Below are 20125 nucleotides of genomic sequence, written 5' to 3' on the forward strand. Positions count from 1 at the left end.
ATTTGTTTTCCAAAGCTTCGTTTTTCGGATCAGCGAAAAACTCCACAATGGCAAACAGGGCTTTGCCCTAACAAAAAGCCCGGTTCCTGTCCTTTTAGGACGAGAACCGGGTCCCGTGTTACCACCTAAATTCACAGGAAATTGCATTTTTCCTGCCTCATTGAGCACGATAACGTGTGCCGCTCCGCTGCAGCCTACTTGCCTGTTCTCAAACAGTCCGGTTCGGTGCAGAGCTCCGAGATGTATTCACAAAAGTTCCGCACGCGCCTCTCACCCTCCGGCAGCTCTCTGTGTGCTTCCCTGAAGCTACTTGTTCTCTTCCAAGCCGTTTCATATACTTCTAAAAGTATACAAAGCCCCTTTTTATTTGTCAAGAGGGATTGAGACCAGTTTATCAACTTAAAGTAATAAAGGTTACTGTTTACAGCTTACTATCCCGAAACATACAGGTCAGAATGCCAAATGAACAATAAGCAAAAAACTTACTGCTTCAGTCCCTCATCTTCATACAGCTCCGTGCCGTCTGCCGCGGATGTGGCAAGCTGATCGCAGCGTTCGTTCTGAGCATGATCCGCATGTCCCTTTACCCAGTGAAAGGTAACCTGATGGAGCTCTTTTGCCTTCAGAAGGCGCTTCCACAGATCCACATTTTTTACATCCTCGTTTTTCCCCCGCTTCCAGTTCTTTTTCAGCCAGGAGTCGATCCAGTGCTGATTAAACGCATCCACCAGATATTTGGAGTCTGAATAAAGATCCACCTGACAGGGCTTTGTCAAAGCCTCCAGCGCCGCAATGGCCGCCATCAGCTCCATCCGGTTGTTTGTCGTTTTTTTATAGCCTCTGGACAGCTCTCTTTCATGAAGCTGCCCTTTTGTATCCACATAATGGAGAATTGCTCCATAGCCTCCCGGTCCGTCCGGGTTTCCTCTTGCCGCTCCGTCTGTATAAATTTTTACCTGCATATCTGCCTCCTGATCCTATACGATTTTCTTTGTACCCGCTCGTTTTTGCCGTGCGTCCTCCAGTATCCTGCGGGGATTATAAATAAAAATTTCATCTGCGTACTCTTGTCCGAATTTCCTGCAGATATAAACATAAGCCTCTCCGATTCTGGACGGCCTTCTTTTTATTCCATGACAGTCTGAACCTACAAAATGGACATTTCCGCTTTTCAAAAGTTTTTTGCAAAATCTTTTTAAGGCAAATCCCTCTTTCCCGATCACACTGTCAGCATTCAGCTGGATATATGCTCCCATTTCAATCATATCTTCTATAAAATTAATATCATTTCTCATACATCCATATCGTTCTGCATGAGCGATCACTGGACGATATCCTTTAGAAATCAGTATTCCCAGATATGCCCGCACCTGAGAAGCAGTGATAGCTTCATACAATTCTGTCAGCACATAATTAGAGCCGGCCATAGGCATCGCACGTTTATCCTTTATCTGAGAGATCATATTTTCACTGGCATACAATTCACTTCCCAGATAAAGCCGCATATCCTTATTGATCTCCCATACGGTTTTTCTTAAAATCTGAAACTGTTTTTTTACTTCTGAAGCAGAAGGTTCAAACATTCCCTTACGAAAATGAGGCGTTGCAATAATTGTACGAATCCCCTGTTTATACTGGGCTTCTACCATTTTTACAGCTTCCTCCAGGTTTACCGCCCCGTCATCCACACCGGGAACTATGTGGCAATGTATATCATACAATCCCAGCTCTTGCATAAAACTGTCATCCCCTTTATCTTCCTTCTTTCACACAGGGTTTCCATACTCCTGTCTGCTCAAAATCTGCCGCCGCCTCTTCTGCTCCTTTTACAATGACCGGATCATACTCCAGCATGGAAAGCAGCTTTATGGCATTCCTGCTGGTGGCTCTGCCTTTTTTCAGAAGATAATGGAACAGAACCTCATGCTCCTGTACCTCCTCCTCAAAATGATAGTTCCGGTACTGCCTGTCCAGAATATATGACAGCTCAATATCATGCGTGGCCGCAAAAGGAAGAATCCAGTCCCGGTTCAGAGCGCTGAGTATCCGGGAGGAAGCGGCAATGCGCTCAATGGTATTGGTTCCTCTTAAAACCTCGTCGATAATGCACAGAAGAGGTTCCTGTTTTCTGCTTTCATCAAGGATCCTTTTCAGTGACCGGATCTCCACAATAAAATAGCTTTCCCCTCCGGAAAGATCATCCCGAAGAGCCATGGAAGTCATCACCTTCAAAAAAGGCGCTTCATAATGAGAGCAGGTACAGGTAAGAACTGTCTGGGCAAGAATACTGTTAATGGCAACATTCTTCAGGAACGTAGATTTACCGGATGCATTGGAGCCTGTCACAAGAACGCTCCCCTCTGTCTCAATGGTATTGGCTACCGGTTCCTGTATAAGAGGATGATAAAGATCCTCTGCCAGAAGACGGATATGCTTTCCTTTTTCTTCGCAGAAGCAGGGACTGCACCAGAGAGGAAGAAGCTCCCGAAACGAAGCAATGGATATGACTGCATCCAGTTCTCCCATATTGTCAAGAAGAAGCATGATCTCCTGTGTTTTTCCCTGTACAGTTTTCAGAGTTCCGTTATAGATAAGTATATCCACATGAAAAAGCATCCTGATATAATCCAGAAAAAGCTGGGCCGGATTTCCTGAGGTATCGTTTCTTCCTGTGAGGAAAAACACACGTTTTTTCAATCCGGAAAGAGCCTTTTTCCCTTTGCGGATATATTCCATCTGTTCACTGATCTCGGGCCAGTCCGCTGTCTCCATCCTCTCTGCGGATTCCAGCATGCAGAGAAAGCTGGAAAAGCAGTCCAGAAAAGCTCCGATCCTCTGTCTGTCTTTTCCTGCATAATAATAGACCACATTCACTGTACTTAAAAGCACAAAGAGCAGAAAACCAGGCGCCGGATAAAAGGGCAGAACACCCACAAGCGTTACAATAAGCAGGACAAACATAACCCAGTGAAGACCTGTATTTACCTGAGGCGCCTCCTCCAGAGCCAGTATGGTATCTGACAGTGAACCATGCCAGGTTTTTCCCACATTTGACAGAAGGATCTGCATCTGCTCCCGTTTTTCCTTATTTTCAGCAAAAAAACGGATCAGTTTTTCCCTTCGGTCAATATCCTCCTGGCGAAAAACCGGTCGTCTCAGCATATCGTAAAGGACATCCTCTCCCGGCGAAGAAACTGTCTGATTGATCAGCATATAAATTCTGTCCATATCAAGGTCATTCCAGGTAATGTCATCAATCCAGAAATCGTCCCCCTTTTTTCTGAGGAAGTAATGAGAAATATTTTTCAGATCTCCGGCAGCATATTCTCTTTCCGGTACTTTACCGTAAATCCTCTGAATCTTTCTCAGCATTCTTTTTTTCTGCTTTCTGTTTTCATATAAGATCCAGGTCACCAGCAGCAGAATCGCTGCCACAGTGAGCAGAATCACAGTTACATATGGATGCATAAACTCCCCTTTCTTCAGAAACATCTCGTTTGTATCTCCATAATATTTTAAACTGAGTATACTGAAAATATTTTTTTATGTCAATAAACAGTGTCACAATGGACATCCCCTTCACATAAGATGAAGTGTAAAACAAATTTCGGAGGATTTTATAATGAGTGATTTAGCTGCTACGAACTGCGGATGCGGAGAAGAAAGATGTGGCTGCGGATGTGAAAACAGTTGTGGCTGCGGCAACAGCTGCGGATGTGGAAATTCTTCCATAAACAATATGTGGGGCGGCAGCTCCTGCAGTTGTATTCTCTGGATCATCATTCTCATGTGCCTCTGCGGCAACAACAGCTGGGGCGGCAATGGAGGCGGATGCGGCGGTAATAATGGCGACTGCTGCTGGATCATCGTTATCCTGCTTCTGCTTTGCGGCGGATGCGGCGGCAATAACGGCTGCTGCTGATCTATCTGGTCTTTTTAAGGCAGAGGTTATTTCCTCTGCCTTTTCTGATGCTCAGCCCTTTGTTTTTCTCTGTGCTCTTTTTCTTTTTTCTGTTTCAGACACTCCAGATCTATCTCATAAAAGGCATTGCCGTCCAGAATCAGCTTCTGCTTTTTTTCATTCAATTTCTGTCACTTCCTGATCTGCTTTCTATATATTATATGTAGCAGATATTTTTCAGGTACACACCTTCCGCCTGAAAATTCAGTCACATATTCTTTAAGAAGAATCATATATTAATAAAAAAGGAGTCTTGACTATGGATCAGGAACTTATTTCTCAGACCGCTCTTGACCAGATGGTAAGCAGCGACCAGACACAGCTTATCAAGGCAGCCGTTCCTTATCTCCCGCCTTCTGCACGGCAGATCATTTCTCTTTATACGAAATTGGAGGAATTATCCAACACAATGGCGCTGTTCTCTCCAGAACGCGCTGACATGCAGATCTGCGAAAACACAGCTGCCGATCCGGTGGAAATGCTTCAGGATATCCGCAGATTCAGTTATGGCAAAAGCCGGCAAAAAGTGGATCAGCTTACCAACATGCTGATCCTGGTACAAATGCTTCAGATTTTAAACGAATAATTAAAAAAGGAGATCCTATGGACAAAAACTGGCAGAATGACCCCAGACTTGCAGATATGGATAAAAGTAAACTGGAAATGCTTCAGAATCTTGCAGAACAGGGAACAGGCAAAAACGCCTCAGATATGCTCCCTTTTCTGATGGATGCAGCTTCCCGGGGAAAAGGAAACGGGCTTAATTTTTCCTCTAATGAAATCTCCGCTGTTCTGGAAGTTCTCAAAATGGGAAAATCCCCTCAGGAAGCTGCAAAAATTGACCGCATTGTAAGTCTTATGCGAATGATCCGCTAGGGAATCAGTCTTTTTTGCTGACACCCTCCATAATACATTCTCTTAAAAAGGCAAGCGCATGCGCAGTTGACTGTTCCCGGATTTTTGCCCGGTTGCCTGTAAAATGATATTCACGGACAACAGTCTTTCCATTATAACAGCAGCCCATGAACACAGTACCTACCGGCTTCTCCTTTGTGCCGCCGTCCGGTCCGGCAATTCCCGTAACAGAAAGACAGATGTCTGTTTTTGTAACAAAGCAGCCGCCCTTTGCCATTTCCTTGGCGCACTTCTCAGAAACAGCGCCATGCATTTTCAGTGTTGATTTTTTTACCCCAAGGCTTTTCCGCTTGGCACGGTTGCTGTAAGTTACCATGCCCTGAAGAAATACCTCAGAGGCGCCGGGAACGTTTACAATTCTGGACGCAATAGCGCCGCCTGTACAGGACTCTGCAAGAGAAAGGGTAAGCTTCTGGTCTTTCAGCATATCCACTACTGCCTCTTCCAGAGTCTTTTTTTCTTCTGTTGCAAAAATATTTTTGCCAAACCGGCTTTTCAGCTCCCTTACAACCGGCTTGATCAGCTTTTTGCACTCTTTTTCGCTTTCTGCCTTGGCTGTAACCCTCAGATGTACTTCCCCGGTCTTTGCATAAGGAGCAATGGTAGGGTTGGACTGCTGTTCAATCAGATCCTGAATTTCCTCTGCCACCTGGCTTTCTCCGATGGAACAGATTTTTACCATCTGTGAATAAATGATCTCCGGCTGTTTTTTACGAAGATACGGGAAAACCTCCTCCTCAAACATAGGCTTCAGCTCATTTGGAGGTCCCGGAAGAAGGATTGCTGTTTTTCCGTTCTTTTCAATAATAAGACCCGGAGCGGTTCCGTTATGATTATCCAGAACAAGGGCTCCCTGAGGTACCATTGCCTGTTTATAATTATTGGAAGTGATTCTCCGCTGAGCGTCATTTTTTTCGTACTGCTTCAGGTACGCGTCCAGAAGCTCTCTGCTGTGAGCGTCTTCCACAAGAGGAAGCCCCATAACTTCCGCTGTGATCTCCTTTGTCAGATCGTCCTTCGTAGGCCCCAGGCCTCCGGTAAGAATCACAACGTCAGAACGGTCAAGGGCCGTTTTAATGGTATCCTTCATTCTCTGCTCATTATCTCCCACAACGGTCTGATAATACAGAGAAAGTCCAAGCTGCGCGCATTTTTCTGCCAGATACGCGCTGTTTGTATTTACGATATTGCCAAGTAAAATCTCAGTTCCTACTGCTACCAGTTCTGTAATCATCTTTTACAGCCTCCTTTTTGTATCCCCGATATTCTGAAACAGCCGTTTTTATTCCTGCATGGACAGGACAGAACGGTTCTGCCATATATAAGTGATCAGTGAAATAACGGTAAGCGCCAGAGACAGCCAGATAAAGATCTGCTCCAGTACTGCAAAAATTCCTCCGAAATGAAGAATCAGAAGAATGATCATGATCATCTGGGAAACTGTTTTAAATTTTCCCCAGTAATTTGCAGCGATCACCACTCCGTTTTCTGCTGCGATCAGACGGAATCCACTGATAATAAATTCTCTTGCAATAATAATGATAACGATCCATGCCGGAAGTCTTCCAAGCTCGATCATACAGATCATGGCAGAGCACACAAGAAGCTTATCTGCCAGCGGGTCCATAAATTTTCCGAAATTGGTTACAAGATGGTGTTTCCTTGCCAGATAACCGTCAAACCAGTCCGTAATACTGGCTCCGGCAAAAATAACAAGGGATATATAACGGTTTGCCTCTCCGCCCAGGTCAGTCAGTAAAAACAGAACCATAAAGGGCACAAGTATCATTCTTCCAACAGTCAGTTTATTCGGTGTATTCATCTGCCAATTCTCCTATCAAATCATATTCCAGGGCTCCGGTCACCCGAACCTTTGCAAAGTCTCCGGTCATAAGAAGCTCGCCTGTCTGAACAAAAATATATCCGTCCACCTTCGGGGCGTCTCCATAGGTTCTTGCAATGTAAGCGCTCTCCCCGGACACCTTGCCTTCGATCATGACCAGCAGCTCCTGACCGATCCGGTCATTTCCCTTTTCCAGAGAAATCTCCTGCTGAAGCTCCATGATCTCATCCCGTCTTTCTTCTTTTATCTCCTCAGGAATCTGATCTTCCATGGTCTCTGCAGGAGTGCCCTCCTCAGGAGAATAGGTAAAGGCTCCCAGACGGTCAAACTCCATTTCGTCCACAAATTCCATCAGCTCCTGATGATCCTCTTCTGTCTCTCCCGGAAAGCCTGTGATCAGCGTTGTTCTTAAAACAATATCCGGAATCTCTTTTCTGAGCTTTTCTATGGTGGCAGTCAGCTGGGCTCTGGTTGTGCGGCGGCCCATTCTTTTCAGGATCCGGTCGCTGGCATGCTGAATGGGAAGGTCAAGATAATGACAGATTTTCTTTTCTTCCTTCATAACCTGGATCAGTTCATCATAAATTTCTTCCGGATAACAGTAAAGAACACGGATCCAGCGAATTCCCTTAATCTTACAAAGCTCTTTCATAAGAAGATGAAGAGTCTTTTTTCCGTAAAGATCCGTACCGTACATGGTAGTTTCCTGAGCTACCAGAATCAGTTCTTTTACCCCCTGTTCCGCCATATGCTCTGCCTGAGCGATCAGCCGCTCCTGAGGAACACTACGGAATCTTCCCCTGAGAGAAGGAATAATGCAATAAGTACAGTGTTTGTCGCAGCCCTCGGCAATCTTCAGATAACCATAATGGCCGCCTGTAGTCAGAACTCTTCTTCCGGAATCCTCCGGAAGTTCATTGATATCCCGGAACTCCTGGAAATGTCTTCCCTCACAGGCTTCATCGATCGCTTTCAGAATATCCATATAAGAGGTGGTTCCCAGAACTGCGTCTACCTCAGGAATCTCCTCAATGATCTCTTCTTTATAGCGCTGCGCCATACAGCCTGTCACGATCAGTACCTTGCAGGTTCCTGCTTTTTTGTACTCCGCCATCTCCAGAATATTTTCAATACTCTCTTCTTTTGCATCATGGATAAAACAGCAGGTATTAATGACAATTACCTCTGCCTCTTCTTCAGAGTCCACGATCTCATGGCCCTTTCCCGTAAGCAGCCCCAGCATTTCCTCGGAATCTGCCAGGTTCTTGTCGCAGCCAAGTGAAATAAATAATACTTTCATATGTTCTCCTGATATATATAAGGAGCGCTGCAGAATCATCTTTCCGCCGGAATCCTCAAAAAATGCCGCCGGGAGTTCGATTTACACCGCCCCTTTTATTTTTATTCTTCTGTTTCTGCTGTCTGTACAGCGCTTTCTGCTTCAGCCTCTGCAGTTTCCACTGCCGGCTCTGAAGTTTCTTCCTCTTCTGTGTTGTCAGCCACGATCTTTACCTGACCCTGATAAAATTCATCAATGGCTACGGACAGAGGTTTCTTTCCTGCAGCTCCTCTTACCATAGGCTCAGCGCCGGCGATCAGCTGACGGGCACGTTTGCTGGTAGCCAGTACCAGAGAGTAGCGGCTGTTCAGCATCATAGTGTTGTCGTCTTCCTCTGCATTGTTGTTGATCGCCTGAATCAGTTCTGAATATGACGGATGTATCATATTATAAATCTCCTTTCATTAATCCCCGGGATTCCTCCTGGATTCTGTTAATAAACTCTGTATTCCGCTGTGTCTTGCAGCGTTCACTTGAAATGATCCGGTGAAGTTCATTTACACACTCCTCCAGGTCATCATTTACCAGAAGATAATCATAATCTTCCATTCCTTCCGCTTCCTCAGCAGCGCGGCTGAGACGGGATTCGATCACTTTCTGTGTCTCAGTACCCCGTCCTTCCAGACGTCTTCTCAGCTCGTCCACAGAAGGAGGCGTTACAAAAATAAGAACCGCTTCCGGTATCTTTTCTTTTATTTTCATCGCGCCCTGGATCTCAATTTCCAGGATCACATTTTTGCCCTCAGAAAGCTTTTCCTCCACATAAGAACGGGGAGTTCCATAATAATTGTCTACATACCGGGCATATTCCAGAAGCTGATCCTGAGCGATCATTTCTTCCACTTCTTCTTTTGTGCGGAAAAAGTAATCCTTTCCGTCCACCTCTCCCGGTCTTGGTTTTCTGGTTGTTACAGAAACCGACAACGCATAGTCATCAAAGCTTTCCAGAAGCTTTTTCATGACTGTTCCTTTTCCGGCTCCGGAAAATCCGGATACCACTGCCAAAACGCCTTTACTCATGTTCCTCTCCTCGCTCCTCATAATCGTATGCTTCCGCAAAACGTCTTGCGATCGTTTCCGGCTGCAGCGCCGACAGCACCACATAATCGTCTGAAGTAACGATCACTGCCTTTGTCTTACGTCCCTGTGTGGCGTCTACCAGCGCTCTGGTTCCTTTGATACTCTGAACCATACGCTTGACAGGAGCCGCATCCGGGCTTACCACAGCAACTATTTTCTGAGAATTTACTACATTTCCAAAACCTACATTGATCAGCTTTGCCACCGATTTCCGCCTCCGTTACTCTATGTTCTGAATCTGCTCACGGATCTTTTCGATTTCAGTCTTCAGATCAATGGCAATATCAGAAATTTCAATATCATTGGACTTGGACAGAATGGTGTTGGCTTCCCTGTTCATTTCCTGTGCCATAAAATCCAGCTTACGGCCAATTCCTTCTTTTTCTGTAAGAATTTTTTTCATGCCCCGGATATGGCTGTGAAGCCGTACTGTTTCCTCATCATTACAGATCTTGTCTGAATAGATCACAACCTCTGCGGCAATACGGTTATCGTCAATCTGAGAATCCTCCAGAAGCTCATGAACCTTTGCTTCCAGCTTTTCTCTGTACGCCTGAACCACTTCAGGGGAACGGGCTTCCACTGCGCTGACCTTTTCATCCAGCGCATCCAGCTTGGTCAGGAGATCATTTTTTAAGTTTCTTCCCTCGGTCTCTCTTGTATCCACAAAGCGTCTGCACGCTTCATGAAGAGGTCCCTCAAGGCAGGTCCACAGTTTTTTCTCATTGACCGGCTGCTCTTCCATGGTCAGAACCTCAGGATATCTGGAAAGTGCAGCTACACCGATATCATTTTTCAACCGGAACTCCTCTTCCATCTCTTTAAAATATCCCAGATATTCTGCTGCAAGATCACGATTGTACTTAAGAGCCACACTTCCGGCAGTATAATCCTCATAGGTAATAAAAACATCTACCTTGCCCCGCTGCATGTAAGTCTTCATCAGATTACGGACCTGTCCCTCAAAAAGGTTCAGTTTTCTGGGCATCTTGATATTCAGATCCAGATATCTGTGATTTACCGACTTCAGCTCAACTGTGATCTTCCACTCTTTTGTCACGGCCTCGGCACGGCCAAAGCCTGTCATACTTTTTATCATAATGTTGTCTCACTTTGCAGGTTACTTCTTTTTGCATGATGTATGTCTGCATATTCCATCAGACACAATATATGTTTACATACAGATTTATTATAGAGCATCTAAACAGGGTAGTCAAACTGTTTTTTCTGTATCCGATCAAAAAGTTCCTGTTCATTCCGGTTACGGAACAGTACCGTGTAAACGGTAACAAAATAACTTCTGCGACTGTCAGCCCGGCAAATTACCATACATATTCTTTTGCGGAATTCTCACAGACATGCTATACTGTAGCCAGAAAGAAAAAAGGAGTACTCATTATGGCTTTTGACGGAATTACCATTGCAGCAATGGTTCAGGAATTACATAAATATCTTGACGGCGGACGTTTTAATAAGATCGCCCAGCCGGAATCAGACGCACTTCTGATCACGGCAAAAGGCGGTCAGGGACAGTGCAGACTGCTTTTGTCTGCAAACGCCTCTCTTCCGCTGATTTATTTTATTGATAAAAACAAGCCCAGCCCCCTTACTGCGCCCAATTTCTGCATGCTTCTGCGCAAACATATCGGCAGCGCAAAAATCGCTTCTATAAAACAGCCGGGAATGGAGCGAGTGGTGGAATTTGAGCTGGAGCATCTAAATGAAATGGGAGATCCCTGTAAAAAAATTCTTATCATGGAGCTTATGGGCAAACACAGCAACATTATTTTCTGCGATGAAAACAGAATGGTCCTTGACAGCATCAAACATGTGTCCTCTCACATGAGCTCTGTGAGAGAGGTTCTTCCGGGCCGGCAGTATTTTCTTCCCCGGACTCAGGAAAAGTCAGATCCCCTTACTATTAACGAGGAGGAATTTATCAGCGCAGTATGCAAAAAGCCCTGCAATATTTCCAGGGCGCTCTATTCTTCCCTTACGGGTTTAAGTCCTCTTATTGCAGAGGAAATCTGTTACCGCGCATCCATTGATGGCAATGACCCTGCCCTCTCTCTGGATGAAACCGCCTGCGTCCATCTGTATCATACATTCAAAAGACTGATGGAGCAGATACAGGAAGGGGATTTTACTCCAAATATCATTTATCGCGGAAATGAACCGGTAGAATATGCCGTTCTTCCTCTGACCCAGTTCGGACCGGAATATCACAGCGTGGAATTTGAAACCGTATCTTCCATGCTGTCCACCTACTATTCTTCCAGAGATACCCTGAACCGTATCCGCCAGAAATCTTCTGACCTTCGCCGGATTGTTCAGACTGCCCTTGAAAGAAACCGAAAGAAGTATGCCCTTCAGACAAAACAGATGAAGGATACTGCCAAAAAGGAAAAATACAGGATCTACGGCGAGCTGATCAATACCTACGGATACGGTCTGGAGGAAGGCTGCAAGTCCTTTAAGGCCCTGAATTATTATACAAACGAAGAGGTTACCATTCCTCTTGATCCCACCCTTACTCCGGGAGAAAATGCAAAGAAATACTTCGACCGGTACACCAAGCTGAAACGTACGGAAGAGGCTCTTACCGGTCAGATTGCAGAAACAGAATCTGAAATCGAACATCTGGAGTCCATCTCCAATGCCCTGGACATTGCCCGGGCTGAAAGCGATCTCAGTCAGATCAAGGAGGAGCTGACTGAATACGGTTTTATCAAAAAACATTATTCTTCCAAAAAAGGCAAAAAAATGCAGGAAAAATCAAAGCCCTTCCACTATGTTTCCAGTGACGGCTTTGATATCTTTGTAGGAAAAAACAACTTCCAGAACGATGAGCTGACCTTTAAGCAGGCATCCGGAAATGACTGGTGGTTCCACGCAAAAAAAATGGCAGGCTCCCATGTGATCGTAAAAACCCCTGACGGAGAACTGCCTGACCGCACGTTTGAAGAAGCCGGACGTCTGGCTGCCTATTACTCCAAAGGCCGCACTGCCCCCAAGGTGGAAATCGATTATATCCAGAAAAAGCATGTAAAAAAACCGGCAGGAGCCAAACCGGGATTTGTGGTTTATTACACCAACTATTCCCTTATGGCCAAGCCGGATATCTCGGAAATAAAAGAAGCTTCACAGCAATAAGCTGAGAACAATTCCAGACCGTTACGGGACACCATAAAAGCCCGGAAATTTTTATCAGCCAGGGAGGGAAGGAGATTTTATCTGCTTACTCTCCCTGAATTTTTTTGGCGTAATGCCGTAGGCTTTCCGAAATGCAGATATAAATGCGCTGGCCGATGGAAAATGCACCCGAAGAGCAATTTCAGTTACACTGTCCCCTGTTGTTTCCAAAAGGGAAGCTCCCGCCTGAAGCCTGTATTTCTGAAGATACTGATAAGGAGACTCTCCCGTATACCTTTTAAAGCATCTGAGACATTCTGTGATGCTGACATTTCCCGCCCTGGAAATCTCTTCCAGAGTAATCCCGTTTCTGTAATTTTCATGGACAAAGTTCAGAAGCTTCTGGACACGCTCATGATCTTTTTGAAGAACTTCCGGAAGTATTCTGTTTCGGTTTCCGCCGTCACCGTATCCGAAGGCTTCTCCGCAGCCATAAAACTCCATGATTCTCTCTGTTGCTTCCAGCCACAGCCTGCAGATACAAAGAGAAAGAGCATATTCCCAATGAGCAGGCCTGGTTTTACAAAAATAAAGGTCATCCAGCTGATTCATGGCTTTAAGAACCTTTTTGTCTTTTTGTTCCCGTGCCAGAAAAATCATATTTGTGACTGCAGGATTTTTGATAATTGTATCAACCTCCTGCTCTTCCATGGCACTTCCCTCAAAAAATCCCAGCATTTTAGGCGGGATCAGAAAGCTGTGATAGCTGCAATCCTGTTTTTCTGAAATATGATGCAGAACATTGCAGTTAATAAACATACAGCTTCCCTCTGAAAGCTCATATTCCTTTTCCCATATCTTAAAATGTACCACGCCTTTTTGCACTGCCACAAACTGTATTTCCTCATGCCAGTGCAGCATCTGAAATCCCTCGTTAAAAGGTTTGCAGACTTTTTTGCTGACGTCAAGTACAAGAAGGGGGAATTTGGTACTGTGACAGGGGTTATGGGAATATATTGGGGTATTATCCTTAATTGTTTCCATGGCGTTTCTCCTTACAGGAAAATATATTACGATTTCCACTGGCAATATTCTCATTGTTTGGTGATTTTCATATATATTTTACCTTTTATTATGGTATATTTCAATAAAATATCGTGATATTATGATATTGCAACAGACAGGTGTTACTGTTTACACAGTACCGTCCTGTAAGGTGTTCTCTCATAAATGTCCAAATCCCGGGACATACAGAGCAAAACGCCGTCACCAAAGATGATTTGAAACAGATTTTGACTAAGTTACAATGTCACTACAAACAGAATCCGGTCAAAAATATTCGTTTCCTGACAACCATCTCAAGCCTGTAAAACAAAGCTTCACACAAACGGAGGAAAATCATGATTATCGACAATAATGAAACAGAAAAAAGAGCTATGAAAGAATTTCATCTGGGCAATCGAAAAGAAGGCCTTAAAATCCAGGAAGAATTTGCCTCTGCTTTTCGCACAGAGTATGCCCATAAGGATCACTGCTCCTGCACAAAAGCATGCAGATATCACGGCAACTGCAAGGAATGCGTTGCCATACACCGGGCGCACCAGGAGCATGTGCCAAACTGTATGCGCCCGATCATTAATAAAAAAATCGCGGTACTTTCTGAGCTGACTGAGCATACCTATGCAGATCAGCTGAGGACTGAATAAAATCTCACAAAACCGGTCAGCCGGACCAGTCATTTCAGTCTATGGAATACACTCGGTTCTCCTTCCGGGCTTTTGTTTCCGGATATTCTCCATTTACATATCCCAGCACACAATGACCAATTCCCTCATAGTCCCCCTCAATTCCCAGTTCTTTGAGGAGCTCCTTTCCCTCCGGACCATCGAATTCTTCTTTTGCCCGGTGGATCCAGCAGCTTCCGATTCCAAGAGAATGGGCAGCCAGCATAAGGTTGCCCATTACAAGGCTTCCGTCATAAAGATATGTGGGGGCGTTTTTATCTGCAAGGACGATCAGCACTGCCGGCGCGCCATAAAAGGGATCGGAATCCGTTCCCATAATTTCCGCATTTAACCGGGACAGTCTGTCACGGACACTCTTATCTGTAACCTTGATAATGATCGGAGACTGGCGGTTCCTTCCACTGGCTGCCCAAAGCCCCGCTTCTATAATCTTATCCAGAATGTCCTCCGGAACCATATCCGGTTTAAAATCACGAACACTTCTTCTTGTCTGCATCAGCTCCAGCGTTTCATTTAACTGACTCATTTTCGGCTCCTCCTTAATCCTGTTGAATTTTTTCTCTGTGTATGTACTACATTACGCAGCGGTAAATAAGAAACTGTTTTATTCGATTTTTATTTGCTCATTTATAGATCTTTATCTATTTTCTCAAACCGACTTCCGTGTTTCCAGATCCAGAAGAACTGCCTTAAAGTATGGCTTCAGTTCCCTGTAAATTTCTTCCCGTATTTCTGTCATTTTTGCCATCTGCTCTGCCGGAAGCTGAATACGCGCTGCCCCATGAAAAAGCCGGATGCGAAAATCCGTAAATCCAAGGCTGAACAGCTTGTCTTCAGCCTTTTCGATTTTTTGAAGCTCCGGTTCTGTAAGCACAGTACCCGCAGGTATTCTTGTTGCCAGGCAGGCATAGGAAGGCTTGTTCCAGGTAAAAAGCCCTTCCTCTTTGGAAAGCCTTCGTATCTCTGTTTTTGTCAGTCCGCATTCCCGAAGAGGCGAACGAACCTCCAGCTCACGGATCGCCTGCATTCCCGGCCGGTCCGAAAAATCGTCGGAAGCATTTGTTCCATCCAGAAGCATGGTATAACCATCCTTCAAAGCTTTTTCCTTTAAAAGTCCGAACAGTGTTTTTTTGCAGTAGTAGCATCTGTTCTCCGGGTTTTCCGCCACCTGCCGGCTGCTCAGAATATCGTGCTCAATCACTGTAAGCTCCACACCAAGACGCCGGGTAAGCTCTCTGGCATCATGCAGCTCAAACTCCGGCTGAAAAGCTGTTTTAATAAAGTAAGGCTGTACCTGAGCTTTATATTTTACTGCCATGGCAAGCAAAAAAGCAGAATCCACTCCACCGGAAAACCCAAGAGCAGCCCTTGGATTCTGCTGAAAAAATTCTTTTAAATCCATTCTGTTTTCCCTTTCAGCTAAAATCTCATATCTGTTTTCTGAAAAAATATTATTTCTCAGGCGCCATATCAAACAGACTGAGCTGTTCATAGGTCTGCACCCTTTTCTGCTTTCCAACTGTTTTCCGCTGCGTGTATGTTTCAGGAATTTCATCCAGAAATGAGGACGGTTCCTGAGCGCAGGTAAGAAACAGTTCTTCTCTGGCACGGGTCATTCCAACATAAAACAGCCGCCGTTCCTCCTGGATATCTGCGGGATTTTCCTCCCTTTCCAGAGGAATTTCTCCCTTTTCCATTCCAAACATAAACACCACAGGAAATTCAAGGCCCTTAGATGCGTGCAAAGTCATCAAGGATACCGCATCTCCTGAAATACTTTTTCCTCCGCAGCGTTTCAGATCCCCCTCTTCTCCCAGAAGAACCGCATCCAGAAACGCTCTGATATCCGGATAAAAAATAGCCATATCTGCCAGATTCTGAAGCTTTGGATTTCCCTCCTGTTCCAGATCTTTTATCCAGCTCTGCATGAATTTTTTGGGCTTTTCCCTTTTCCATCTGTCCTGATATTTGGCTTTTAACTCTTCATAAATACTTCCGCTGATCTCATTTTCTTCCAGATCCCACAGCTTTTTCAAGGCATCCTTTTTATAATATGGATTATCCGGTTCTGCCAGAGAACAGAAAAAACTGATACTGCCCTGTATCAGCGGATCCTCCAGAAACTCTTCCCTGCCACTGACAATATAGGGAATGCCCTCCTGTTGAAAACATTTTTCCAGAATCCGCGCCTGATGATGGGTCCGGTATAAAACCGCAATATCCCGAAAGCTTCTTTTTCCGGTCATACCTTCTTTTAAAAAATGCTCCTGAGCCTCCAGCATATCCATACCGCCAACCAGACGGCTCACCTCTTTTGCCACAAAAATGGCTTCTGATCTTTTGGATGGAGCCTCAGCAATCTGTACAGGTAAGCCGGTCTCTTTCCACGGTTTCAGACAGCGCTCCATGCCGGGATTATTCCGGATCACAGCCAGGGCGCCATTAAGAATATTTCCGGTACTGCGGTAATTATTTTCCAGAGAGATCATACAGGTTTCCGGAAATTCCTCTTTCATTTTAAGAAAACATCCGGAATCGGAACCACGGAATCCATAAATAGACTGATCCGGATCTCCGATCACAAAAAGCTCTTTTCCTTTTTTATTCCACTCACGGATCAGGTCATACTGAACAGGATTAATATCCTGAAATTCGTCTACCATCAGATAGGAAAAGCATCGCTCACAGGGCTGTTTTTTTCTGTTTCCGGGACTGTGTATTTCCCGAAAAGCTTTCAGCGTTTCCAACAGAAGATCATCGAAATCACAGCAGTTTTCTTCTTTTAATCTTTTCTGATATACTTCCAGGAGTTCTTCCCATAATTCCGGCTCCTCATTAAAAAATGCTCCTGTCTTCTGTACAGAAACTTTGTTCAAAAACTGCGACGGCGTTATGGAAAATCCATACTCTTTACATATCTCCCGGGCTGTTTCTGAAAGTGCAGAAGGGTCCGCTATAAAGAATTCTTTTCCCTGTTTTTTCAAAAAATCCAGACAAAGAGAATGAAATGTTCCGATATGCATGCGATTTACACTCCGTCTGGAACCAAGCTGTTTTTTCAGTCGTTCCTTCAGTTCTTTTGCCGCCTGATTGGTAAAAGTTACTGCTGTAATTTCTCCCGGACTTACCTTTCTCTCTTCCAGTAAATACAGAATCCGCGAAATCAGCGTCTTTGTTTTTCCGGTTCCCGGGCCTGCTGCAACAGCAATTCTGCGGGCGATTGTCTCAGCTGCCTGTTTCTGCTTTTCATTTAACTGCTGAATGGTTTCCTTCTGTTTCTCAGCAACGCTCCCTTCTCTGTCTTCCACAGACAGCCCGGAAAGCTCTTCCGTTTTTTTCTGAGTCAATCCTCCTGAGATACAGGAATCCACTGCCTGAATGCCTGGTTCCTTTTCTCTTTCCCACTCATTAAAAAACGACATCTGTCCATTGGGATTTTCGATTTCTTCCGGATCAAAAAGACTGATGGTACCATATTCCCCGTCAAATCCGGGGCTTTTTTTCACCTGTCCGGTTCTTAATCTCCGGATACCCTCAGAGACAAGATAGCCCTCCTCTTTCCTGATTTCTTCCACCGGAATCTTCCTCAGAATATCAAACTCAGATCCAAGCTTTTTCAGCATATTTTCATACTGTTCCTGCACCCTTTTGCTGCCGGAGGATTTGCCTGTGGACGCTGCGATCACTTCCGGCAAAGGCACAAGATTTTCATAAGGCTTTTTATTTTTCCGGGCTTCTCCATCTTCCCTGTCTGAAAGCTGCATCACTCTGTGATCCACCCCAATGGTGATCTTTTTTCCACAGACAGGGCAGATTCCACCATAAGCCTCAGCCTCTTTCGGAGTAAGGCAGAGATGACATTTCCTGTGCCCGTCAAAATGATATTTTCCTTCCTCAGGAAAAAATTCAATGGTTCCTTCCAGGCCTTCGCCCTCCTGAATCGCTTTATAAAGTCCCTGATAGCTCATTTCAATATCAAGAAGATTCGCCTCTCTTCCAAGCTTTGCCGGAGAATGAGCATCTGAATTGGAAATAAGCTGGAAGCGATCCAGCGCCGAAAGCCGCCAGTTCATCGGCGGGTCAGAGGACAGACCGGTTTCCACCGCATGTATATAAGGAGTCAGATCCTCAAAACATTCTTCCATCGTATCAAATCCGGAAAATGCGCCAAAAAGCGAAAAGTGAGGCGTCCAGATATGAGCCGGGATCAGTATTCCATCCGGACAGATTTCCAGCATGATTTCCAGAAGATCATGGCTGTCAAGGCCCAGGATCGGTCTGCCGTCCGAATGGATATTTCCTATGGTTTCCAGCTTTTTCGAAAGCTTTTCTGCATCCTCAAGACCCGGCAGAAGAATTACATTATGTACTTTTCGGACTTTTCCGTTCTTTTTATAAATAGAACTGATCTCACCGGAAAGTACAAATCTGGGAGCCTCTCCTTCATACTCTCTGCTCTCTTCCAGAACAGAATCCTCTTTTAAACAATAGAACCCATCCTCTGCCGGAACAAGCTTTTCTTCCAGCTCTTTCCGCCATTCCGGATGGGTAAAGTCTCCTGTTCCCACTATGGAGATTCCTTTCTTTCTTGCCCACAGATCCAGATACTCCGGTGTTCCCTGTTTACTTGTCGCCCGGGAATACCGGGAATGGATGTGCAGATCTGCGATTCCCTTCAAAACCCCACCTGCTTTCTTATATCATCTGTCTTTGTATTTCCCACATCATTGAATATTCCTTTAATAAAGTTCCGTCTTTAAGCCGAATCGCATTTGGCTTTTCCCCGGTAATACGAAATCCCATTTTCTCATATAAGGCTCTGGCCCGGGTATTCCCTTCTATAAATTCCAGTTCTATCTGCAAAATATCCGGATTTTTCTCTGCAATTTTTATCAGCTCCTGAATCAACTTTACTGCAATTCCCTGACTCCAGAATTGACGCAGCACTGTAACAGATATGCTGGCCCGATGCCTGGTTTTTATCCTTTTACTCCACATAATCTGTCCGCTCCCGACAAGCTTTCCATCCACAAAACAAAGAAGTATGGTTTCATTGTCCGCTTTATTTACTCTGTCAAAACGCTGTTTTTCACTTTCTGTTGTATATCTGCCGCATTCCTCCGGACAACGCATAAGAAAGTCTGTCTCTCCAGCTGAAACATACAGAAAATCCAGCATCTCCTGAATATCTTCATCTTTTGGACTGCGGATTCGTGCGGTTCTTCCATCCTTAAGCTGATATTCAATGATATCAATAATCATAGATTTCTCCTTTTTGCAGCTATATGACAATATTTTTACATTTTATCAAGCTCATTTCCATAAATATCTTCTATTTCTTCTTTCATCCTCTGAAAAGCTGGAATATAATCTTTTAATATAATTTCTACCATTCTTTTTGCTGCTGAAAAATCGTAAATATGTGTCATATCATTTCTCGCTTTTAACATATTCAACCAAAGCTCTTCCTCCAAAAAATCATAAATTGTAAAGGCTGCTTTTAGAATCATTCTTGGAGAGCCACTTGCAGCAACAGCTTGTCCCTCATACGTTAATAATTCTTTTAAAACTTTCCATCCCAATTCAAACTGAATAAAAAATTTATCAATAATTCCACCTAAAATAAATTCATTTGTCAAATCTTCTTTATCTGCCTTCTCCAATATTTTAAGATTTGATTTAAAATGATCAAATTTTTTCATACAACAGCTTCCCCTCTTTTTGAATCGATGCGCGAAGTTCCTCCTGGATAGGCTCATCCAGATTGATGAAATCATATTTCAATAAAGTTGAGGTATTTTCATCTACATCCAGTGAAAACCTTATAAAATCTCCACCTTCCACAGCAAGATCAATGTCGCTTTTCTCTCTAAAAGTACCTCTTGCTCTTGAACCAAACAAAATCACTCTGGAAACACCATGTTTCACTGCTAACTCCTGGATTTCCTGTATCACTGTCTGTTTAATTCCCGTTGTCTGCATATAATTCTCCATATCAATTATTTCTCTATCTCTTCCCTGAAGCTTTCTTTTTTTATTGTACCAAGTCGCTAGCGCGACGGCTAGTCCTAAGTACGTGGTTCTATTACTTTTTTTCAAAGAAATCTGTT

23 protein-coding genes are annotated in these 20125 nt (G+C 44.3%); 5 read left to right on the forward strand and 18 right to left on the reverse strand.

All coding sequences use genetic code 11. The annotated features are described in order from the left end of the window. Positions 1 to 482: 482 nt before the first annotated feature. The 3 genes from rnhA to NSA57_RS17435 are packed head-to-tail and all read right to left on the reverse strand — an operon-like array spanning position 483 to position 3492. Complete coding sequence (rnhA, locus tag NSA57_RS17425) at positions 483 to 962, reverse strand: ribonuclease HI (protein WP_257465597.1); 480 nt, start codon at positions 960 to 962, stop codon at positions 483 to 485. 15 nt (positions 963 to 977) lie between these two features. Beyond that, positions 978 to 1736, reverse strand: coding sequence for a CpsB/CapC family capsule biosynthesis tyrosine phosphatase (locus NSA57_RS17430; protein WP_147599044.1), 759 nt, complete (start codon positions 1734 to 1736; stop codon positions 978 to 980). 16 nt (positions 1737 to 1752) lie between these two features. Beyond that, positions 1753 to 3492, reverse strand: coding sequence for a MutS-related protein (locus tag NSA57_RS17435; RefSeq protein ID WP_257465598.1), 1740 nt, complete (start codon positions 3490 to 3492; stop codon positions 1753 to 1755). Positions 3493 to 3622: 130 nt separating this feature from the next. Here NSA57_RS17435 and NSA57_RS17440 point away from each other — a divergent pair, with 130 nt between their 5' ends. Further along, complete coding sequence (locus NSA57_RS17440; protein WP_022067366.1) at positions 3623 to 3922, forward strand: hypothetical protein; 300 nt, start codon at positions 3623 to 3625, stop codon at positions 3920 to 3922. Between the two features lie 26 nt (positions 3923 to 3948). Here NSA57_RS17440 and NSA57_RS17445 read toward each other — a convergent pair whose 3' ends face one another. Further along, positions 3949 to 4086: a hypothetical protein gene (locus NSA57_RS17445; protein ID WP_171026597.1), complete on the reverse strand. Its 138-nt coding sequence runs from the start codon at positions 4084 to 4086 to the stop codon at positions 3949 to 3951. 134 nt (positions 4087 to 4220) lie between these two features. Between NSA57_RS17445 and NSA57_RS17450 the strand changes: the two genes are divergently transcribed. After that, on the forward strand, positions 4221 to 4547 hold the full coding sequence (locus NSA57_RS17450) for a hypothetical protein (protein WP_257465599.1): 327 nt from the start codon (positions 4221 to 4223) through the stop codon (positions 4545 to 4547). Between the two features lie 17 nt (positions 4548 to 4564). Further along, positions 4565 to 4837, forward strand: a complete 273-nt coding sequence (locus tag NSA57_RS17455; protein WP_147599047.1) for a hypothetical protein — start codon at positions 4565 to 4567, stop codon at positions 4835 to 4837. 4 nt (positions 4838 to 4841) lie between these two features. Here the strand turns inward: NSA57_RS17455 and NSA57_RS17460 are convergent, their stop codons facing one another. The 7 genes from NSA57_RS17460 to NSA57_RS17490 form a co-directional block, all read right to left on the reverse strand. Further along, entirely contained in the window at positions 4842 to 6110 is a 1269-nt protein-coding gene (locus NSA57_RS17460; protein WP_147599048.1) for a competence/damage-inducible protein A, read from the reverse strand. Positions 6111 to 6158: 48 nt separating this feature from the next. After that, on the reverse strand, positions 6159 to 6698 hold the full coding sequence (gene pgsA / locus NSA57_RS17465) for a CDP-diacylglycerol--glycerol-3-phosphate 3-phosphatidyltransferase (RefSeq protein WP_022067362.1): 540 nt from the start codon (positions 6696 to 6698) through the stop codon (positions 6159 to 6161). Then, positions 6682 to 8019: a 30S ribosomal protein S12 methylthiotransferase RimO gene (gene rimO, locus NSA57_RS17470; protein ID WP_147599049.1), complete on the reverse strand. Its 1338-nt coding sequence runs from the start codon at positions 8017 to 8019 to the stop codon at positions 6682 to 6684. The genes pgsA and rimO overlap by 17 nt, the downstream gene beginning before the upstream one ends. 101 nt (positions 8020 to 8120) lie before the next feature. Continuing rightward, entirely contained in the window at positions 8121 to 8444 is a 324-nt protein-coding gene (rpoZ, locus tag NSA57_RS17475; RefSeq protein ID WP_257465600.1) for a DNA-directed RNA polymerase subunit omega, read from the reverse strand. Position 8445: 1 nt separating this feature from the next. Beyond that, positions 8446 to 9078 carry a guanylate kinase gene (gene gmk / locus NSA57_RS17480; protein WP_257465601.1) on the reverse strand — a complete coding sequence of 211 codons (633 nt, stop codon included), beginning with the start codon at positions 9076 to 9078 and terminating at the stop codon, positions 8446 to 8448. Beyond that, complete coding sequence (locus NSA57_RS17485) at positions 9071 to 9343, reverse strand: DUF370 domain-containing protein (RefSeq protein ID WP_022067358.1); 273 nt, start codon at positions 9341 to 9343, stop codon at positions 9071 to 9073. The genes gmk and NSA57_RS17485 overlap by 8 nt, the downstream gene beginning before the upstream one ends. A 15-nt stretch (positions 9344 to 9358) precedes the next feature. After that, positions 9359 to 10237, reverse strand: coding sequence for a YicC/YloC family endoribonuclease (locus NSA57_RS17490; RefSeq protein ID WP_257465602.1), 879 nt, complete (start codon positions 10235 to 10237; stop codon positions 9359 to 9361). A gap of 299 nt (positions 10238 to 10536) precedes the next feature. Here NSA57_RS17490 and NSA57_RS17495 point away from each other — a divergent pair, with 299 nt between their 5' ends. Then, positions 10537 to 12291 carry an Rqc2 family fibronectin-binding protein gene (locus tag NSA57_RS17495; RefSeq protein WP_257465603.1) on the forward strand — a complete coding sequence of 585 codons (1755 nt, stop codon included), beginning with the start codon at positions 10537 to 10539 and terminating at the stop codon, positions 12289 to 12291. Positions 12292 to 12345: 54 nt separating this feature from the next. Here the strand turns inward: NSA57_RS17495 and NSA57_RS17500 are convergent, their stop codons facing one another. Then, positions 12346 to 13314 carry an AraC family transcriptional regulator gene (locus NSA57_RS17500; RefSeq protein ID WP_257465604.1) on the reverse strand — a complete coding sequence of 323 codons (969 nt, stop codon included), beginning with the start codon at positions 13312 to 13314 and terminating at the stop codon, positions 12346 to 12348. A 356-nt stretch (positions 13315 to 13670) separates the two neighbouring features. Between NSA57_RS17500 and NSA57_RS17505 the strand changes: the two genes are divergently transcribed. Further along, on the forward strand, positions 13671 to 13976 hold the full coding sequence (locus NSA57_RS17505) for a hypothetical protein (protein ID WP_022067354.1): 306 nt from the start codon (positions 13671 to 13673) through the stop codon (positions 13974 to 13976). A 34-nt stretch (positions 13977 to 14010) separates the two neighbouring features. Here NSA57_RS17505 and NSA57_RS17510 read toward each other — a convergent pair whose 3' ends face one another. The 6 genes from NSA57_RS17510 to NSA57_RS17535 all read right to left on the reverse strand — a co-directional run. Continuing rightward, entirely contained in the window at positions 14011 to 14541 is a 531-nt protein-coding gene (locus NSA57_RS17510; RefSeq protein ID WP_257465605.1) for a nitroreductase, read from the reverse strand. Between the two features lie 123 nt (positions 14542 to 14664). Next, a complete protein-coding gene (larE, locus tag NSA57_RS17515; RefSeq protein WP_257465606.1) occupies positions 14665 to 15417 on the reverse strand; it encodes an ATP-dependent sacrificial sulfur transferase LarE in 753 nt (250 codons plus the stop codon). Positions 15418 to 15466: 49 nt separating this feature from the next. Beyond that, positions 15467 to 18694: a UvrD-helicase domain-containing protein gene (locus NSA57_RS17520; protein ID WP_257465607.1), complete on the reverse strand. Its 3228-nt coding sequence runs from the start codon at positions 18692 to 18694 to the stop codon at positions 15467 to 15469. 16 nt (positions 18695 to 18710) lie between these two features. Then, positions 18711 to 19277: a GNAT family N-acetyltransferase gene (locus NSA57_RS17525; protein WP_257465608.1), complete on the reverse strand. Its 567-nt coding sequence runs from the start codon at positions 19275 to 19277 to the stop codon at positions 18711 to 18713. 35 nt (positions 19278 to 19312) lie between these two features. Continuing rightward, the gene (locus NSA57_RS17530) at positions 19313 to 19717 is read right to left on the reverse strand and encodes an HI0074 family nucleotidyltransferase substrate-binding subunit (RefSeq protein ID WP_022067349.1); all 405 of its coding nucleotides are present in this window, start codon (positions 19715 to 19717) and stop codon (positions 19313 to 19315) included. Beyond that, positions 19704 to 20125 (reverse strand): nucleotidyltransferase family protein (locus NSA57_RS17535; RefSeq protein ID WP_306814148.1); only part of this gene is annotated, 422 nt, incomplete at its 5' end. The genes NSA57_RS17535 and NSA57_RS17530, both read right to left, overlap by 14 nt.

The organism is Blautia caecimuris (assembly GCF_024622975.1).
Taxonomy (GTDB): Bacteria; Bacillota; Clostridia; order Lachnospirales; family Lachnospiraceae; genus Blautia_A; species Blautia_A caecimuris.

Bases quoted from the DNA above. Each gene is read 5' to 3' on its own strand.
- rnhA (WP_257465597.1), bottom strand. From the start codon at position 962: ATGCAGGTAAAAATTTATACAGACGGAGCGGCAAGAGGAAACCCGGAC.
- NSA57_RS17430 (WP_147599044.1), bottom strand. From the start codon at position 1,736: ATGCAAGAGCTGGGATTGTATGATATACATTGCCACATAGTTCCCGGT.
- NSA57_RS17435 (WP_257465598.1), bottom strand. From the start codon at position 3,492: ATGTTTCTGAAGAAAGGGGAGTTTATGCATCCATATGTAACTGTGATT.
- NSA57_RS17440 (WP_022067366.1), top strand. From the start codon at position 3,623: ATGAGTGATTTAGCTGCTACGAACTGCGGATGCGGAGAAGAAAGATGT.
- NSA57_RS17450 (WP_257465599.1), top strand. From the start codon at position 4,221: ATGGATCAGGAACTTATTTCTCAGACCGCTCTTGACCAGATGGTAAGC.
- NSA57_RS17455 (WP_147599047.1), top strand. From the start codon at position 4,565: ATGGACAAAAACTGGCAGAATGACCCCAGACTTGCAGATATGGATAAA.
- NSA57_RS17460 (WP_147599048.1), bottom strand. From the start codon at position 6,110: ATGATTACAGAACTGGTAGCAGTAGGAACTGAGATTTTACTTGGCAAT.
- pgsA (WP_022067362.1), bottom strand. From the start codon at position 6,698: ATGAATACACCGAATAAACTGACTGTTGGAAGAATGATACTTGTGCCC.
- rimO (WP_147599049.1), bottom strand. From the start codon at position 8,019: ATGAAAGTATTATTTATTTCACTTGGCTGCGACAAGAACCTGGCAGAT.
- rpoZ (WP_257465600.1), bottom strand. From the start codon at position 8,444: ATGATACATCCGTCATATTCAGAACTGATTCAGGCGATCAACAACAAT.
- gmk (WP_257465601.1), bottom strand. From the start codon at position 9,078: ATGAGTAAAGGCGTTTTGGCAGTGGTATCCGGATTTTCCGGAGCCGGA.
- NSA57_RS17490 (WP_257465602.1), bottom strand. From the start codon at position 10,237: ATGATAAAAAGTATGACAGGCTTTGGCCGTGCCGAGGCCGTGACAAAA.
- NSA57_RS17495 (WP_257465603.1), top strand. From the start codon at position 10,537: ATGGCTTTTGACGGAATTACCATTGCAGCAATGGTTCAGGAATTACAT.
- NSA57_RS17500 (WP_257465604.1), bottom strand. From the start codon at position 13,314: ATGGAAACAATTAAGGATAATACCCCAATATATTCCCATAACCCCTGT.
- NSA57_RS17505 (WP_022067354.1), top strand. From the start codon at position 13,671: ATGATTATCGACAATAATGAAACAGAAAAAAGAGCTATGAAAGAATTT.
- NSA57_RS17510 (WP_257465605.1), bottom strand. From the start codon at position 14,541: ATGAGTCAGTTAAATGAAACGCTGGAGCTGATGCAGACAAGAAGAAGT.
- larE (WP_257465606.1), bottom strand. From the start codon at position 15,417: ATGGATTTAAAAGAATTTTTTCAGCAGAATCCAAGGGCTGCTCTTGGG.
- NSA57_RS17525 (WP_257465608.1), bottom strand. From the start codon at position 19,277: ATGATTATTGATATCATTGAATATCAGCTTAAGGATGGAAGAACCGCA.
- NSA57_RS17530 (WP_022067349.1), bottom strand. From the start codon at position 19,717: ATGAAAAAATTTGATCATTTTAAATCAAATCTTAAAATATTGGAGAAG.